We start from the raw sequence: 14036 nt of genomic DNA, 5'->3' as shown, positions 1-14036 counted from the left end.
CAGCGTCATTGGCTACGGTCGCGAGGGCATCGTCCGGCCCTGGGTGATCAGGCATTCCGACGGCCATCTCGCAACCTTCATGCCCAAGGCGCGACTCGTTCTCGGCCATGGCGAACCGATGCTGGATGCAGCGCTCGCCGGCTGCGGCATCGCCTTCCTGCCGACATGGCTGGCCGCCGACAGCCTCAAAAGCTGCGATCTCGAAATGGTGCTGTCGGACTGCCTGGTCGAGAACATCGTCGTGCATGCCGTCTGGCCGGTAACGCGCGCGCTCACGCCAAAGGTACGGGTTGTCGTCGACGCCCTCGTCGAACATTTTTCGGCGCCGCCCTGGGATGCCGCGTGACCGAAATGCCGGTCATTTCTCAAAAATCACGTCGGACTATTTTCGAAGACCGCGCCGCAATGCTATTGACCGCTCATGTTATACGTAGAAATCGCTATCGTGGTCGTCCTCATCTGTGTGAACGGCCTTCTGTCGATGTCCGAACTTGCCATCGTCTCGTCGCGACCGGCCCGCCTGAAAGCGATGATCGACCGAGGCATCAATGGCGCCGGCCGCGCGCTCGAGTTGGGTTCCAATCCCGGCAAGTTCCTGTCCTCGGTGCAGATCGGCATCACCCTGGTCGGCGTCCTCTCCGGCGCCTTTTCCGGCGCCACGCTCGGCGAACGGCTGGCGCAGTTCCTGGCCTCGACCGGCATCCGCGAGACCGTCGCCGATCCGCTCGGCGTCGGCATCGTCGTCGCCATCATCACCTATTTCTCGCTGATCGTCGGCGAACTGGTGCCCAAGCAGATCGCCTTGCGCGACCCAGAGCGGGTCGCCGCCAGGGTCGCTCCGGCAATGACCATCCTCGCCACCGTTTCGGCGCCGCTGGTCTTCCTGCTCGATTTCTCCGGCCGCACCATCCTGTGGCTGCTCGGCCAGCGCGGCGAAAGCGAGGAGAAGGTCACCGATGAGGAGATCAAGATGCTGGTCGCCGAGGCCGAGCATCACGGCACCATCGAATCCGACGAGCGGCGCATGATCGCAGGCGTCATGCGGCTTGGCGACCGCGCCGTGCGCGCGGTGATGACGCCGCGCACCGAAGTCGACTGGATCAATCTGCAATCCGACGAGGCGGCCATCCGCAAGCTGCTCATGGAAACCCAGCATTCGCGCCTGCCGGCAGGCGACGGCGGCGTCGACGTCATGGTCGGCGTCGTCCAGACGCGTGACGTGCTGGCCGCACTGCTTGCCGGCCGCGTGCTCGACCCGCGCAGGCATGTGCGCGCAGCCCCCATCGTCTACGACCAGGCCGACGCGCTGGATGTGCTGCAGAAGCTGAAGGAATCCGACGTGCCGATGGCGCTGGTGCATGACGAATACGGCCATTTCGAAGGCATCGTCACCCCGGCCGACATTCTGGAAGCCATCACCGGCGTGTTCCGCGCCGACACCGACGCCGGCGATGAGGAAAACGCGGTCAAGCGCGAGGACGGCTCGTGGCTGCTCGCCGGCTACATGCAGGCCGACGAGATGGCCGACATTCTCGGCATCGACCTGCCGGAAAACCGCGATTACGAAACCGTCGCCGGTTATGTGCTGTCGCACATGCATCATCTGCCGGCGACTGGCGAATGCGTCGACGCGCAGGGCTGGCGCTTCGAGGTGGTCGATCTCGACGGCCGCCGCATCGACAAGCTGATCGCCACCCGCCTGCCCGGCGCCCAACGCGAGGCGGTGCGCTGACATGTTCGAATGTCAGCTCTTGACCGGTTAGCTGACGCCGCCCTCTGCCAGAGATCGAGCTGGTTTCAACAAACCGAAGAAGCCAATGATACGCGTTATCCGTTTCTGCTCCTCATCCAGAAAAGCGATGTCCAGGCCCTCGGGTAAAGACGAACCGTCAGGCGTCACAAACTTCCACGCGAAGCGCGCGACGCCGTGATGAACGTCCACGTTGCTGGTCCGCAGAATGCAGGCACCAGGATGCTTGCTCTGAATTCCTGCAATGTGGGCTAGAAGTTCTTCGGCACCAACGGCGTGAACGGTTGGATCGGTATACGTCGCGCCATCGCTCAAGATCGATAACAGCGACGCCCGCCGCTTCTCGGCGTTTTCGGTGGACCACGATGCACAATACTTATCGATGAGATGCGTCAAAGGCATGCTACTTCCCTGTCGCCAGAAATTGCGAGAGCGCGGCGAAATCATCGTGCAGGTGGCCCGCCGCTATGGCCCGTTTGAATATCGCATCATAACCATCGACTATTGAACGGTCGATTTCGCGGAACTGCATCAACTCCAATAGATGCTGCATTGCGCCGTGGTGCGCCGAGATCGACGAGAGCGTTTCGTTATCGCTGGCAAATCGGCCAGCGCTCGTCCGCTTGATGAGGTCGGTCACCAAGCCGTCAATGACCGGCGCCGTCGCGGACCACTGACGCGCCAGTTCACCGAGTTCGATCTCTTCGGCCTGCGACACGGCGATCGCATGGAGCGCCCCGAACAGAGCGCCCCACATGATAGCCAGTAGTGCGCTATCGAGCCCGTTCGCACGCCCTGGTTCTTCGCCAACATGCTGAACATTGCCACCCAAAGCGCGAAACACATCGCGGTTCGTGTCGAAAGCCGCCCTTGGCCCGGCAAGCAGGATGGTTCCGGCGTCCGTGCCGATATAATCCGGCGTCGCCATGATCGCGCCATCAAGGTAGCTTGCGCCGTGCTCCCTATACCAATCAGCGGCTTCCCGTGCGCCATTTGGCGTCCCGGAAGTCAACTCCACGATCAGCTTGCCGCGAATGGCTGAGGCGATGGCGTCACTGTGGAGAAGCGCTTTTGTCGCCTCATAGTCGCTGACATTCACAATGATGATCTCGCCTGCGTTCACGGCTTCCTCCACGGAGGACGCGACGATTGCGCCCAGCCTGGCGAGTGGATCGGTCTTCTGTCTGGTTCTGTTCCAGACAGTCGTCGGATATCCCGACTGAAGCAGGCTGCCGGCGAGCGCCGAGCCCATACGGCCCGTTCCAACAACCGTGATTGAAAGCTTCATTCCACACTCCATATCAATTGGCGGCGTCAGACCGCGTTTTGCTGTGATCGTCTTGAGAGGTATGTCAAAACGAGCGGCGCGCGATACGCACCCGGGCGTAAGTGGTCACCAGAAGGTAAGGAACGCGCGATGAACAATTCCGCGGACAATGGCTTTGCAGCGGCCGTCAGGATGGTCGAAGGAAAGTGGAAAGTAGATATCCTTTGCGAGCTCGGAACGGCGTCGCGCAGATTTGGTCGATTGAAACAGGCGCTCTCTGGCATCAGTGAAAAGATGCTGGCTCAACAATTGCGAGAACTGGAGGCGGACGGCCTTGTCGACCGCAAGGTCTTTTCCGTGGTTCCAGCGAAGGTAGTCTATTCGCTGACAGAACGCGGCGCGGCGCTCAACGCAGCAGCAGGTTCACTATGTCTGTGGGCCGAGCAATTCGGCCTGCCCGGCTGCACTCAGATTACCAATGGCGTACATATGGATGCGCTCTGATGCATGTCGCCCAAAGCGACCTCGGTTTGGGCGCCCATCGCGAGGCGGTGCGCTGACGCCCGACGCAATTGCGGCATTCGCTCTATCGTTCCCAGAAGGGCTTGGCGATCTCTCCCTCGACCTGCTGTATCGTCAGGCCGATATCGTCGATCAGATGCGGATTGTCCTTCGACATCTGCCTGAGTTGCCAGCGAAAGCGTATCCGTTCGCGCCAGGTCCGATCGTGCCAACTCGCTATGATGCTTCGCAGGGTCTTCAGGAGCCGGCGCGATGCCGGCCGCACGGGCGTTCCCGCTCGCGCTGCACAACGCTGGGCTGATGCAAGTGTATTGGTCATGGCAACCTCCATATGGTTTGAGGGCCTGGGGCTCTCGATGAGGTTGAATTCTGCGCGATACGGACGGCGCCGTAATTAAGCCCTCCCAAATAGTTCTCAAAACTTCCAAACGAGCTAGAGCAGTTCACCGGCTCACGGAACCGGCAAACTACTCTAACCCTTTGTTTTGACGCAATTCCGAACAGAAAACCGCTTCACACTTTTCCTGGAATTGCTCTATAGATGCGCCTATGCAGGGATCGCGTTTTGCCTTTGGTCCGTTCGTGCTTGATCCGGGTGCGGGAACGCTGCTTCGGAACGACGTCCCCGTTGCCGTTGGCTATCGCGGGCTGAGCCTGCTTGCAGCACTCGTCGGGCGGCCCGGTGAAATATTGGGGAAGGCCGAGTTGATGGACGCTGCATGGCCGGGCACGGCCGTCGAGGAAGGCAACCTCACCGTCCAGATCGCGCAGTTGCGCAAGCTGCTTGGTCCTGTCGGCGAGAACGGCGAATGGATATCCACCGTTCCGCGCGTCGGCTACCGTTTCACAGGGGCCGTCGAACAGCTCGGCGAGGCCAAGCGAAAATCCTTGCCGCTGCCCGACAAACCATCGATAGCCGTGCTGCCCTTCGTCAATTTCAGCAACGATCCCGAGCAGGATTCCTTCGTGGACGGGTTGACCGAAGACCTCATCACCGACCTGTCCAGGATCTCCGGCCTGTTCGTCATCGCCCGCAATTCGACCTTTGCCTATAAGGGAAAAGCGATGGACGTGCGCGAGATCGCCGGGGATCTTGGCGTGCGCTACCTGCTGGAAGGCAGCGCAAGACGCGCCGCGGGGCGCGTGCGCATCAACGCACAGCTGGTCGACGCGGTGAGCGGCGACCATCTGTGGGCGGAACGCTTCGATCGCGGCCTGGACGATATCTTTGCCGTTCAGGACGAGGTTACGGCCAAGATTGTGGAGGCGTTGCTTGGCCGTCTGCGCGCGCCGCCGCCGCGCAACCGACCCAGCAATCTCGAGGCTTACGATCTCTGCGTGCGGGCGCGCAAGCTGATCGACGACTCGCCGCAGATGGCGCAGGAAGCGCATCTGATGCTGACGCGCGCGGTGTCGCTCGATCCTGATTACGCCGAGCCCTATCGCTGGCTTGCCATGAACCACTGGATGGGACGGGTGCATTGGGGCGGACCAACCGAAGCTGCCCGCAGCGTTGCCTTGGAGCTGGCGCGCAAGGCCGTGGCGATCGATCCCAACGATGCCGGCTGTCGCTGGATCCTGGCCTACCTGCTTGCCTATGAGCGCAGCTTCACTGAAGCGGATGCGGAATTCGCCAAGGCGATCGAGCTCGACCCGAACGAGGCCGACACCTGGGCGGCATTGTCCGACATCGCCGTCCTGGCCGGCCGGGTCGAAGAGGGCCTCGAGCACATCGGCAAGGCGTTCCGGCTGAACCCGTTTCCAGCGAGCTGGTACTATCTGACGCTCGGCCAGGCGCAATATGCGGCGCGCGACTACCAAGCCGCTATCGAGACGTTGCGCCGTGACGAGACCTATCGCACAAGCTCACGCCGTTTCCTGGCCGCCAGCCTGGCGCAACTCGGCCGGCTCGACGAGGCGCGCGCTGAGGCTGAACTGTTCCTCGTCGGCAACCCGCATTTCACAACCCATCACTGGGCGACGACCGAGCCATTCCGCGACGCCGCTACGCTCGAGCATTTCGTCGATGGTTTTCGCAAGGCCGGTCTTCCGGAGTGACGCGCCGGCATCCGGCTGCCCGCAGCAGAGGCGACGTGGTGCGCTAACCCGGGTCTAGACGTCGGTATGATCTCGGTGGCGCGACACCTTCTCGCGGTTGCCGCAGGTGCGCATGCTGCACCAGCGCCGCTTGCCGCCTCGCGACGTATCGAGGAAAAGCCAGCCACAGCGAGGGCAGGAATGCAGCCTGTCGCGCGGCAGGGTGAAGAACGCGTCGATGGACAGCATGGCCAGCAAGGCGGTGACGGCGTCCGGGTCCCGCCACCGGGCAAGGGCAAGCTTCGGTCTGGTGCCATCCAGTTCGATAGAGCCGGCGGCAAGCGAGCTTGCCGTGCGCGAGAACAACACGCCAAGCGGTTCGGCCGCAGACGGTTTACCCGCGGCGATTGGCTCGAAAACCTGAAATGACGCCTCCCGCATTTCGCGGACCCCTTCCACGAACCGCCCATCCGCTATCTCGGCAACGGCCTGCGCCTGGCGATCGTCGGCAAGCCCTGAGGCGCTGAACCAGTTCGCAACATCCTGGACGGATTTGAAGAGTTCATTGTCTGCTGCCGGCGCCCGCCGGTCGAACACGGCATTCGACAGGTCCAAAGCGGGATGCCCGCCGATGAAGTGATCCGGCACCCATTCGGTGTATGCATCGCCCATGGAACATAACCTCATCAACCGCATTATACGGTTACATGATGTAACCACTATCACAGGGATATGTGGTGTCAAACCCATAGCACCGCCAGGTCGGCGCGGACCACTGGGAGAGAGAGGATGTGCAGCAATCGTTACAAGACCCGCCACGAGACCATCAATGTCGACGGCCTCGACATCTTCTACCGACACGCCGGCGACCCGGGCAGACCGGCAATCCTGCTGCTGCACGGATATCCGACTTCGTCGCACGTCTATCGCAATGTCATCGAACCGCTGGCGGACACAGCCTATGTGGTGGCGCCGGACCTGCCCGGTTTCGGCTTTTCGTCCGCCCCTTCCATCGATGCCTATGACTACACGTTCGAGAACCTGGCCAACACGATCGAAGCCTTCGTCGAGGCCCTCGGCATCCAGCGATTCTTCCTCTACATCACTGACTTCGGCACGCCTGTCGGCTACCATCTCGCCACACGGCAGCCGGATCGCATCCTCGGCCTGATCGCGCAGGACAGCAATGCTCATGACGAGGGGCTGGGACCGGAATGGGACGCGCCGAAGGCATTCTTCGCCGAACCGACTGAAGAAAACCGCGCCAAACTGCCGGACTGGATGAATTTCGAGGGGACCCGAAACCAATATATCGGCGGTCTCCCCGAGCGTCTGAAGGTGTTGTTTCCGCCCGAGGGTTGGTATCTCGATACGGAGCGCCTGGCGAGGCCCGGCAACACCGACATTCAGTTCGAACTCTTCACCGATTATGGCTCGCACATCGCCCGCTTCCCGGCCATCCAGGCCTATCTCCGCGACCACCAGCCAGCATGCCTCGTGCTGTGGGGACGGCACGACGCCTTCTTCGCGCTGGACGAGATCATGGCCTACAGCCGCGACCTCGACGCAGTCGAAATCCATGTCTTTGAGAGCGGACACATGCTTCTCGAAACGCATCATCGCCAATGCGCGGCTCTCATCGCTCACTTCATCCACGAGGTGGAGACTGGGGTCTTTCGCGAACCTGCAGGGCGCTGAACGTCGACGCTCAAACCGCCATTTCGATGGGCTCGGCAAGCCTTGGATTGGCCCGCGCGGCGATCAGGCAGCCGGCGACGATCAGGCATGCTCCGGCCAAGGTGGTCCAGGTCGCCTCCTCGCCGAAGAAGAACCAGCCGAGCGCGACCGCCCAGATGAAGGCCGAGTATTCCGTCGGGATCAGATATTGCGCTTCGGCGCGGGCGTAGGACCAGCTCATCAGGAATTGCCCGGCGAGCGACAGCACCGTCACCCCGGCCAAAGGAAGCCAAAGATTGCTCGGCAGGGCGACGGCGAGCCAGGGTGCTGCGAGGCCGAGCAGGATGGCAACGCAAAGGTTCTGGAACAGCATGATCTCGATCGGCTTGGCCAACTGCGCCTGTTGCCGGGCTAGGATCAGATTGTAGCCGTAGAACACCGTCGACACGAGCACCGCCGCCGTGCCGAGCATGGCATCTTGCGAATAGTCTGCCTGCCCGAACTGGCCGGCCATGATAATCGCGACGCCGGCGATGCCGGCCAGCGATGCCCAGACAGCCTCTCGCCGGATCCGTTCGCCGAGCAGCAACGCGGCGAGAAACAGGGCAAACAAAGGCGCCACGAAGCTGAGCCCGATCGCCTCCGCAAGCGGCAGCCTGGCCAAGCCCCAGAAGAAGGATATCAGGACGACGCCGACAACCGCGGCACGCAACGCATGCAGCCTCAGCACCGGAACGGTTGGCTTTAGGCGCGGTCCCGCCAGCCAGGCCGCGCCCGCGACCACGGTCGCGACCATGCTGCGCCACAGCAAAGTGTTGTAGACGCCGACCGCGATGACCAGGATCTTCATCGCCGCATCCATCCCGGACAGCAGGAAGATCGCAAGCGCGCATACGAGCACCGGGATCATCGGGGAAACGGCGCCGGTCAGGCTGGATGTCTTCACGGTTTCACTCATGTAACGGAATGCAGCCGGATATATCAGGGCAAAGGGCGCGACCAGATGGCAGTCCCGTCGATGTAGCAGTCCAACCCCGATTGGCGTCGTGTTCGCGGCTATCGCGACATCCGGATATCAGCATCATACCGACGAGTTGGACGAGGCGGACCGCCTCGCCGACTGCATCATCCGGTCACGGCAGGCGACGCACGCACACATGGCATAGATCGAATTGACGGGGCGGGTTGCCGACGCGGCTGGCCCGTCGCATGTTGTCGATTGTTTACAGAGGATCGAAAAAATGCGCCGCATAGCCTCAGGCGACCTTTATCAGACCTACGATCTTGGTGACTTGCGCATCACCTCCTTGCGCGATGGCTATGTCGACATGCCGATCGGACGGCTTCGGCAACGCGGCGACAAGCCATTTGGCGATGAATTGCCGCAACAAGTCGCGTTGATTGCTGGTCAACTCAGGCTTTCCGTCAATGCCTTCGCGATTGACGATGGAAATGGGATCATCTTGATCGATACCGGCGCCTCGAACGCCTGGCATCCCACCATGGGCCGACTTCCCGAGGCGCTGGACGAAGCCGGCATCGATGCCGGACGAGTCCGTACCATCTGCTTCACCCACACGCATCTCGACCACATCCATGGTCTTGTGCTTGCCGACGGCCGCGACGCTTTCCCGCGCCTGGCGCGCTTGCTCGTTCCCGGGGAAGAACTCGGCTTTTTTCGCGCCGAAGCGCGGCTCGAACGATTTCACGGCATGGCGGAACCCTTCGAAGCCGGAGACCGTATCGGGACACATGTCGACATTGTCGACGCTCGTGGCCATGAAGCGGGACATAGCTGCTTTCGCGTTTCGAGCGGCGGCGAACGCGTTCTGATTTGGGGCGACACCGTTCACGTCCCATCGCTTCAGTTCGATCGACCTGAGGTGACGTGGGAATTCGACGCCGATCAGGACCAGGCGTGCGAAAGCCGGTTGCGGTTGCTGGCGCTTGCAGCCGACGAACATTGTTTCGTTGCCGGCGCGCATCTGGATTCGCCCGGCATCGGCCGCGTCGTCCGATCCGGCGCCAGCTTTCAATTCGAGCCGCTATAATTGAAAAAGGGCGACGCAAGCGCCGCCCCGGATCCTTGGGAGGATAACTCGAATTGGCGGTCAGGCCGCCTTGACTTCCTCGGCAACGGCGTCGGCCTGACGCGCTGCCTTGAGCACCTTGGCCCACCACGCAACATCGTTGACCAGCGCGGTGGCGGCCTGGTTCAGATGCTCGAGGTCTTCCAGCTTCTTCTCGCCCTGGCGGACGGCGAGGAAATCGCCCCAGGCGATATGGACGGCCGACTTGACCGGCGCCATCTGCAATTCGACGGCATACAGTCTAAGCTGTTCGACGGCACGCGAGCCGCCGACGCTGCCATAACCGACGAAGCCGGCCGACTTCTTGTTCCATTCATTGGCGGCGTAGTCGATGGCGTTCTTCAGCACGGCCGTCGGGCCATGATTGTATTCGGCGGCGGTGAAGATGAAGCCGTCGAATTCGGCGACCTTCTTCTGCCAGCGCTGTGCCACTTCGTTCTGCGACGGCGCCCAGGCGGAGGATGCGACCTCGTCGAAGAACGGCAGCGGGAAGTCGCGCAGATCGACGACCTCGACATCGATGTCGGCATGCGACTTGGCGATCTTGGCGATCCACTGGGTTGGCACATCGGCGAAACGAGCGGCGCGCGTCGATCCGACGACGATGGCAATTTTGGGTTTGGACATAAGGGCTCTCCTTGCACGAAGTACTGGTATCATTTGGATACCTGCGCTATATGAGATACTGGAAACGCGATGCACAAGAAGGCACTTTTTTGTTACCGAGGCACCCACATCGCTCCGAAGACTGCCGCGCCATCTCGGAAATCCTGCAGCGCGTCGGCGACAAATGGACCGTTCTGGTCGTCGGCAAGCTGGGCGACGGACCGCTGCGTTTCAACGAATTGCGCGCTGCCGTCGGCGGCATCTCGCAGAAAATGCTGACCACCACCTTGCGCGGGCTGGAGCGTGACGGCTTCGTCACCCGCACCGTGTTTCCAACCATTCCACCGCGCGTCGATTATGAGCTGACCGAGCTCGGCCACGAGCTGCTGATCCCCGTCAGCGCACTGAGCGAATGGGCGCGTGCGAACACCATGCGCGTCAAGGCGGCGCGCGAAAAATTCGACGACGCCCGCGTCTGAAATCCTTGCGCTGCAAGGGATTCAGACGCGCACGCAACATCCGGCTTGCCCGATCGGAAATTCTATCTCGGCTGCGCGGATCGTTGCCCGAATGCACGCGCCGTTTTGGCTGGCGGATTGCCGCTCATGCCGTCCCCTGACGGCTGCCGCTCAGGCTCCTGATGCGCGGACATCGCATCGCGCGGCGCCACAGCTATCACACCGTGCGCCCTGCTTGCCGGGAGCCTGTTCCCCATGCGTGCAGGCACTGCGCGAGATGTCTTCCTTCACCTCCGCATAAGCGGTCACGCCGAGCAGGCAGGTCGTCGCGACCAGGGCTGCCACGAGCCAACCGTTCAGCAGATGTTGACGCATTGTCTCTCCTCCAACGTCCGCAGCATCGGGCGCGAAGGCAACCATTGGATGCCGCGAAGCGGGTTTCCCACACGGCCCCTGTTACAAACGGACCCATGCCCGGCTCGCTCTACCTGATCAGGGCTCCGAACCCAGTTTTACAAAAGACCTGACGACAGCCAGTTCGGCGCTGCCGGCGGCTGTTGTGCCGTGGCTTTTATGCCGGTGGCTTTTCACGATAGGAATTTTTTCTTGACTCGGTGCCCTCAGCTAAGGTACATTTCCGTCCATGGTGCTGATTTGCGCCAGAGACCCGCCGCACAGGCGGGTTTTTCGTCTGATGCTCCGTCAGCCAACGCGCCGGCGAGGGCTCCGGACCAACCCACCCGTTAACCCCGAGTTCGTAGCCCTGTCTACCTGATCCCAGCTATGTCGGCGGCAAGCGATCCATGGCAGACTGGTTACGATCGCCTGGGTGTTTTCTGCCCCGGCTGCTATCGGTGAAAGCCGCCATTCGCGTCGAGGTTCATGTCGTACAAGGAACATCCCGTCATCGACCTGCCATCGGAAGCACTGCTGCCGAGCCCGCTGCTTGTCGTCGAGGACGAGCCGATGATGCAGGTGCGGTTGCGCTCGATCCTGAGGGGCCTTGGCTATGCTCAGGAGGAGCTGTTTTTCGCCGGGTCGATCGCGCAGGCCAAGACCCTGCTCGTCGACCAGCCCTTTGCCATGACGCTGGTCGATGTCGGCCTGCCCGACGGCAACGGCATCGACCTCATCGGCTCCCTGCACGAGCACGACGCGGCGCTGCCGATCCTCGTCATCTCGGCCTGGAGCAACGAAAACACCATCCTCGAAGCCCTGCGCGCCGGGGCGACCGGCTATCTCTTGAAGGAGCGCGACGACGTCGAGCTGTCGCTTTCGATCCGCAGCACCATCCGCGGCGGCGCGCCGATCGATCCCTTCATCGCCCGGCGCATCCTGGAACTGGTGTCGGCGCCGGCACCGTCCGGGCGCGCCCGTCCTTCCACCGACAGGCCGGGGCGCGGCAAGCCCGCGCTTGCAGCGCCGCCTCTCCTGACGCCGCGCGAGGTCGAGATCCTGAACCTCGTTGCCAAGGGGCTTACCAATCGAGAGATTTCGGGAGTCCTTTCCCTCTCCAGGTTCACGGTCGAATGCCACATTCGCAACATCTACAAGAAGCTGTCGGTCAAATCCCGGACGGAAGCGATCTTCGAGGCGCGGTCGCAAGGCTTCTTGCCCTGATATTCCTGCTCCTCGTGCCGGGCGGCATCGCCTTTGCCGCCGGCGGGGCCGTGCCGTTCAAGACGATCGAGGCCGTGCGATCCGGCTGGGACGCCGCCACGCCGCCGGCCACCGGCTGGACCAGCGTGACCTTGCCCGACGACTGGACGACGCGCTGGCCCGGTTTCGACGGCGTGGTCTGGTACCGCCTCACCTTCGACAGGGCCGACGCAACCGAACCGCTGGGCCTCGCGCTGAACTACTGGACACTGGCCGGATCGATCTCCGTCAACGGCGCGGAACTCGGACGCGACGAATTCCTCGTCGAGCCGTTGACGCGCTCATGGAACGTGCCCCGCTACTGGCAGCTCTCAGCCCCGGTCCTGCATGCCGGCACCAACACGCTGCTGATCAGGGTCTCGGGCCTGGCGCCATACCAGCCGGGTCTTGGTCCGGTGCTGATCGGCCCGCCTTCGGCGACGCGTGCCCATTTTGTCCAGCAATTCTGGATTCGCCGCGAGCTGCCGGTCTTCTATCTCGGCGTCACCGCGGCGCTTGGCACCTTCTTCTTCGTCGTCTGGCTGCTGCGCCGAAGCCTGAAGGCCTATGGCTGGTTCGCCCTGATGACGATTGCGTGGTGTTGCTATTCGCTCAATTTCGTGGTCACGAGCCCCTGGCCGTTCGGGACGACCGACACATGGCAGCGTTTTATCATGCTCTCCTTCATGGTCATGGCCGCCGCCTTCGTGCTGTTTGTCATCCGCTTCGCCGAGCGCCGCTTTCCCCGGGGGGAAGCCGTGCTGTGGGCCGCGCTGGCGATCGGCGCCGCCGCCCTGTTTGCCACGCCGCATTCCCAACTCGCCCCGATGCTCAACCTCCTGGCCTTGTCCTGGTCGCTGCTTTACATCGGCGCCTGTTTCCTGGCGATCGGCCTGACCTGGCGAAGCGCTCGCCTGGACCACATCGTCCTTCATATCGTCAACGCGCTCACCATCGTGGCCATCCTGCATGACCTGATGACCTATTTCGGCATCCTTCTTGGCAATGTCTACTACGTCACGCTGACATCCCACTTGCAGATGGTCGGCATGGCGCTGGTGCTGGCCTGGAACTTCGTCGCCAACATGCGCCGCATCGAAGGGTTCAACGATGAACTCACGGCCAAGATCGAAACCGCCAGGGAGGAACTCGCCCTCACGCTGCATCAGCAGCATGAGGTCATTCTGGCCAACACCAGGCTGGCCGAACGCGTATCCCTTTCCCACAATCTGCACGACGGCATGGGCGGCACCCTGGTCAATTCGATCGCCATGCTGGAGCATGCGCCGCAGAACCTGCCGGCCGATCGCTTCCTGTCCGTGCTGAAGGAACTGCGCGACGAGTTGCGGGTGATCATCGACACCGCTGCCGACGACCCGACGGGCGGCCAGTCGCTGGCCGAGTGGATCGCGCCGCTGCGCCGCCGCCAAACGCTGGCATGCGAAAGCCGCGACATCGATTGCGTGTGGAACCTGACCGGGCTGGAGGACTGCCACCTGCCGGCGGCGCGAAGCCTCGATCTCGTCCGCATCCTGCAGGAAGGCCTGACCAACGTGCTCAAGCACAGCCAGGCAAGCCGCGTCGTCATCGACCTGCACCGGCGCGGCGAGACGCTGAGCCTGGCCATCCAGGACAACGGCGTCGGCTTCGATACCGTCTCGGAGGCGCCCGTCCCGGGCACCGGCCTGCGCTCGATGCGGGCGCGGGCCGGGCGGCTGGGCGGCACGCTCGACACGCGGTCGCGGCACGGCGAAACCGTGCTGGCCCTGCAAGTGCCCGCGGCCTGAGCGGCGTATCCCGGCGCGGCGGGCATAGCTAGTTTCAACGATACCCGCCCTTGGTCTCGGGTGCTATGCCCCCGGGAACATGCACGACTGCGTCGGTGCTGATCTGGGGAGCCTGGCCTTGACAGGAATTGCCATCGTCTCGAAGCGCGGCCTGCTGCGTTCGACCGCCCTCGCGGGCTGCCTCCTGGCCAGCCTGGCCTGGAG

General features: G+C 62.7%; 16 protein-coding genes. 9 read left to right on the top strand and 7 right to left on the bottom strand.

Annotated features, from left to right (window positions below; all coding sequences use genetic code 11):
* Both EN984_RS05055 and EN984_RS05050 read left to right on the top strand, forming a co-directional pair.
* The coding region (locus EN984_RS05055) for a LysR substrate-binding domain-containing protein (protein WP_245480029.1) at positions 1–346 on the top strand (346 nt) is incomplete at its 5' end.
* 75 nt (positions 347–421) lie between these two features.
* The gene (locus tag EN984_RS05050) at positions 422–1732 is read left to right on the top strand and encodes a hemolysin family protein (RefSeq protein WP_127272177.1); all 1311 of its coding nucleotides are present in this window, start codon (positions 422–424) and stop codon (positions 1730–1732) included.
* A gap of 27 nt (positions 1733–1759) precedes the next feature.
* On the opposite strand, the gene EN984_RS37575 is transcribed toward EN984_RS05050, so the two are convergent.
* The gene (locus EN984_RS37575; RefSeq protein WP_164748986.1) at positions 1760–2152 is read right to left on the bottom strand and encodes a nuclear transport factor 2 family protein; all 393 of its coding nucleotides are present in this window, start codon (positions 2150–2152) and stop codon (positions 1760–1762) included.
* 1 nt (position 2153) lies between these two features.
* Positions 2154–3038 (bottom strand): NAD(P)-binding domain-containing protein, encoded by an 885-nt coding sequence (locus EN984_RS05040; RefSeq protein WP_127270480.1) that lies wholly within the window; start codon positions 3036–3038, stop codon positions 2154–2156.
* Between the two features lie 129 nt (positions 3039–3167).
* On the opposite strand from EN984_RS05040, the gene EN984_RS05035 reads away from it, so the two are divergent.
* A complete protein-coding gene (locus EN984_RS05035; RefSeq protein WP_127270482.1) occupies positions 3168–3521 on the top strand; it encodes a winged helix-turn-helix transcriptional regulator in 354 nt (117 codons plus the stop codon).
* 82 nt (positions 3522–3603) lie between these two features.
* On the opposite strand, the gene EN984_RS05030 is transcribed toward EN984_RS05035, so the two are convergent.
* A complete protein-coding gene (locus tag EN984_RS05030; protein ID WP_127270483.1) occupies positions 3604–3858 on the bottom strand; it encodes a DUF1127 domain-containing protein in 255 nt (84 codons plus the stop codon).
* A gap of 230 nt (positions 3859–4088) precedes the next feature.
* On the opposite strand from EN984_RS05030, the gene EN984_RS05025 reads away from it, so the two are divergent.
* Positions 4089–5597 (top strand): winged helix-turn-helix domain-containing tetratricopeptide repeat protein, encoded by a 1509-nt coding sequence (locus tag EN984_RS05025; protein ID WP_127272172.1) that lies wholly within the window; start codon positions 4089–4091, stop codon positions 5595–5597.
* A 54-nt stretch (positions 5598–5651) separates the two neighbouring features.
* On the opposite strand, the gene EN984_RS05020 is transcribed toward EN984_RS05025, so the two are convergent.
* On the bottom strand, positions 5652–6326 hold the full coding sequence (locus EN984_RS05020; RefSeq protein ID WP_245480028.1) for a CGNR zinc finger domain-containing protein: 675 nt from the start codon (positions 6324–6326) through the stop codon (positions 5652–5654).
* A 39-nt stretch (positions 6327–6365) separates the two neighbouring features.
* Here EN984_RS05020 and EN984_RS05015 point away from each other — a divergent pair, with 39 nt between their 5' ends.
* On the top strand, positions 6366–7274 hold the full coding sequence (locus EN984_RS05015) for an alpha/beta hydrolase (protein WP_127272166.1): 909 nt from the start codon (positions 6366–6368) through the stop codon (positions 7272–7274).
* Between the two features lie 10 nt (positions 7275–7284).
* On the opposite strand, the gene EN984_RS05010 is transcribed toward EN984_RS05015, so the two are convergent.
* On the bottom strand, positions 7285–8211 hold the full coding sequence (locus tag EN984_RS05010; protein WP_127271654.1) for a DMT family transporter: 927 nt from the start codon (positions 8209–8211) through the stop codon (positions 7285–7287).
* A 283-nt stretch (positions 8212–8494) separates the two neighbouring features.
* Here EN984_RS05010 and EN984_RS05000 point away from each other — a divergent pair, with 283 nt between their 5' ends.
* Positions 8495–9304, top strand: coding sequence for an MBL fold metallo-hydrolase (locus tag EN984_RS05000; RefSeq protein WP_127383652.1), 810 nt, complete (start codon positions 8495–8497; stop codon positions 9302–9304).
* 60 nt (positions 9305–9364) lie between these two features.
* Here the strand turns inward: EN984_RS05000 and EN984_RS04995 are convergent, their stop codons facing one another.
* Positions 9365–9970, bottom strand: coding sequence for an NADPH-dependent FMN reductase (locus EN984_RS04995; RefSeq protein ID WP_127271924.1), 606 nt, complete (start codon positions 9968–9970; stop codon positions 9365–9367).
* 89 nt (positions 9971–10059) lie between these two features.
* On the opposite strand from EN984_RS04995, the gene EN984_RS04990 reads away from it, so the two are divergent.
* Positions 10060–10428 carry a helix-turn-helix domain-containing protein gene (locus tag EN984_RS04990; RefSeq protein ID WP_164748987.1) on the top strand — a complete coding sequence of 123 codons (369 nt, stop codon included), beginning with the start codon at positions 10060–10062 and terminating at the stop codon, positions 10426–10428.
* Positions 10429–10578: 150 nt separating this feature from the next.
* On the opposite strand, the gene EN984_RS04985 is transcribed toward EN984_RS04990, so the two are convergent.
* Positions 10579–10782, bottom strand: a complete 204-nt coding sequence (locus EN984_RS04985; protein ID WP_127271958.1) for a hypothetical protein — start codon at positions 10780–10782, stop codon at positions 10579–10581.
* 507 nt (positions 10783–11289) lie between these two features.
* On the opposite strand from EN984_RS04985, the gene EN984_RS04980 reads away from it, so the two are divergent.
* Both EN984_RS04980 and EN984_RS04975 read left to right on the top strand, forming a co-directional pair.
* Positions 11290–12027, top strand: a complete 738-nt coding sequence (locus EN984_RS04980; protein ID WP_127272777.1) for a response regulator transcription factor — start codon at positions 11290–11292, stop codon at positions 12025–12027.
* Positions 12028–12041: 14 nt separating this feature from the next.
* Entirely contained in the window at positions 12042–13832 is a 1791-nt protein-coding gene (locus EN984_RS04975) for a 7TM diverse intracellular signaling domain-containing protein (protein WP_164748985.1), read from the top strand.
* The last annotated feature ends 204 nt before the right edge of the window (positions 13833–14036 follow it).

Origin of the sequence: Mesorhizobium sp. M7A.F.Ca.CA.004.12.1.1, assembly GCF_003997835.1 — a bacterium.
GTDB lineage: Bacteria > Pseudomonadota > Alphaproteobacteria > Rhizobiales > Rhizobiaceae > Mesorhizobium.
The sequence above is the reverse complement of the archived record's forward strand: the minus strand, read 5'-3'. Positions and strand labels throughout refer to the sequence as shown.

Bases quoted from the DNA above. Each gene is read 5' to 3' on its own strand.
- EN984_RS05050 (WP_127272177.1), top strand. From the start codon at position 422: ATGTTATACGTAGAAATCGCTATCGTGGTCGTCCTCATCTGTGTGAAC.
- EN984_RS37575 (WP_164748986.1), bottom strand. From the start codon at position 2,152: ATGCCTTTGACGCATCTCATCGATAAGTATTGTGCATCGTGGTCCACC.
- EN984_RS05040 (WP_127270480.1), bottom strand. From the start codon at position 3,038: ATGAAGCTTTCAATCACGGTTGTTGGAACGGGCCGTATGGGCTCGGCG.
- EN984_RS05035 (WP_127270482.1), top strand. From the start codon at position 3,168: ATGAACAATTCCGCGGACAATGGCTTTGCAGCGGCCGTCAGGATGGTC.
- EN984_RS05030 (WP_127270483.1), bottom strand. From the start codon at position 3,858: ATGACCAATACACTTGCATCAGCCCAGCGTTGTGCAGCGCGAGCGGGA.
- EN984_RS05025 (WP_127272172.1), top strand. From the start codon at position 4,089: ATGCAGGGATCGCGTTTTGCCTTTGGTCCGTTCGTGCTTGATCCGGGT.
- EN984_RS05020 (WP_245480028.1), bottom strand. From the start codon at position 6,326: ATGGGTTTGACACCACATATCCCTGTGATAGTGGTTACATCATGTAAC.
- EN984_RS05015 (WP_127272166.1), top strand. From the start codon at position 6,366: ATGTGCAGCAATCGTTACAAGACCCGCCACGAGACCATCAATGTCGAC.
- EN984_RS05010 (WP_127271654.1), bottom strand. From the start codon at position 8,211: ATGAGTGAAACCGTGAAGACATCCAGCCTGACCGGCGCCGTTTCCCCG.
- EN984_RS05000 (WP_127383652.1), top strand. From the start codon at position 8,495: ATGCGCCGCATAGCCTCAGGCGACCTTTATCAGACCTACGATCTTGGT.
- EN984_RS04995 (WP_127271924.1), bottom strand. From the start codon at position 9,970: ATGTCCAAACCCAAAATTGCCATCGTCGTCGGATCGACGCGCGCCGCT.
- EN984_RS04985 (WP_127271958.1), bottom strand. From the start codon at position 10,782: ATGCGTCAACATCTGCTGAACGGTTGGCTCGTGGCAGCCCTGGTCGCG.
- EN984_RS04980 (WP_127272777.1), top strand. From the start codon at position 11,290: ATGTCGTACAAGGAACATCCCGTCATCGACCTGCCATCGGAAGCACTG.